Raw genomic sequence first — 1016 nt, 5'->3', positions numbered from 1 at the left:
CGCCGTTGGCGAGTTCCCCAGCGCCGTCACACGGCGCCGTGTCCATCACGAAGGCGAAGCTCTGCGCGGGCTCGGCACGCTCACGTCTTCCAGGCGCACACCGCCCAGGCTCCCGTCCCGCTGCAGGAGGCTGATATCGGATCCGGTAATCCCGGCCGCCGCAAGCCGCTCCGGCAGGAGGCTGCGGCCGTCGGGCTCCACAACCCTATAGCCGTAGGTCTCGATCCGATGGAGCAGCGGGCGCACCTCCACCCCTTCGGCGATGGGACCGGGACCACCGTGCGGATGAAGCCGAAGGTCGACGCCGGGCGACGCGACAGCGACGAGGGCGCGGATCATGTCCTCGCCGGACGCAGGATAGTGCAGGTGGATCGGATGCTCCACCCGGTCCAGGGCCATGCGCGAAAGCACGCCCGGCAGCCCGAAGCAATGGTCGCCGTGGACATGGGTAACACAGATCCGCGTGATCTGGCTGGCCGAGACGCCGGCTTGGATCATCTGCCGCTGGGTACCTTCGCCAGGATCGAAGAGCAGGCCCTCGCCATCCCAAAGGAGCACGTATCCGTTGTGGTTGCGGGTCCTGGTCGGGACCTGGGAGGCGGTGCCGAGAACCACGAATTCACGCATGGAACCGAGTGTCTCATTACTTGGCGGCTACGCCCATCATCCAGGGCGCCCTTGCCCGGTAACGGTCTTGGGAGGAGGATATGCGGCAGACTCAGGAGGCCTTCCATGATCCAGCTCGGGAAATTTGAAAAGTACCTGGTCGAGGAATTCTTCGACGACTACCGCTCGGGAGACATGTCGCAGCGAGCCTTCATTCGCCGGCTCGCATTTATCACCGGGAGCATGGCTGCCGCCTCCTCGACGATGCTGCAGCTCGGATGCACTCCGGATGAGGTTCCGCTAAGCACCGATCCCATGCCAAGCCCCGAGGCCTCGGCCGCCCGGCCCGCAACGACGGCGGCTTCCGGGCCAGTACCGGGGGCGAAGAGCCCGCTTTCCGTACCTGAGGG

At 66.0% G+C, this 1016-nt stretch carries 1 protein-coding gene and 1 pseudogene; one reads left to right on the top strand and one right to left on the bottom strand.

What is annotated here, in order from left to right; all coding sequences use genetic code 11:
* Nucleotides 1–45: 45 nt before the first annotated feature.
* Complete coding sequence (locus AHiyo1_RS16945) at nucleotides 46–627, bottom strand: MBL fold metallo-hydrolase (RefSeq protein ID WP_340639337.1); 582 nt, start codon at nucleotides 625–627, stop codon at nucleotides 46–48.
* Nucleotides 628–732: 105 nt separating this feature from the next.
* On the opposite strand from AHiyo1_RS16945, the pseudogene AHiyo1_RS16940 reads away from it, so the two are divergent.
* Nucleotides 733–1016: pseudogene (locus AHiyo1_RS16940) on the top strand (dienelactone hydrolase family protein); the annotation flags it as partial.

The organism is Arthrobacter sp. Hiyo1, assembly GCF_001263615.2.
Taxonomy (GTDB): domain Bacteria; phylum Actinomycetota; class Actinomycetes; order Actinomycetales; family Micrococcaceae; genus Arthrobacter.
This window is presented reverse-complemented; position numbering and strand designations above follow the sequence as displayed.

Excerpts from the sequence above, each read along its gene's own strand:
- AHiyo1_RS16945 (WP_340639337.1), bottom strand. The coding sequence starts at position 627 with ATGCGTGAATTCGTGGTTCTCGGCACCGCCTCCCAGGTCCCGACCAGG.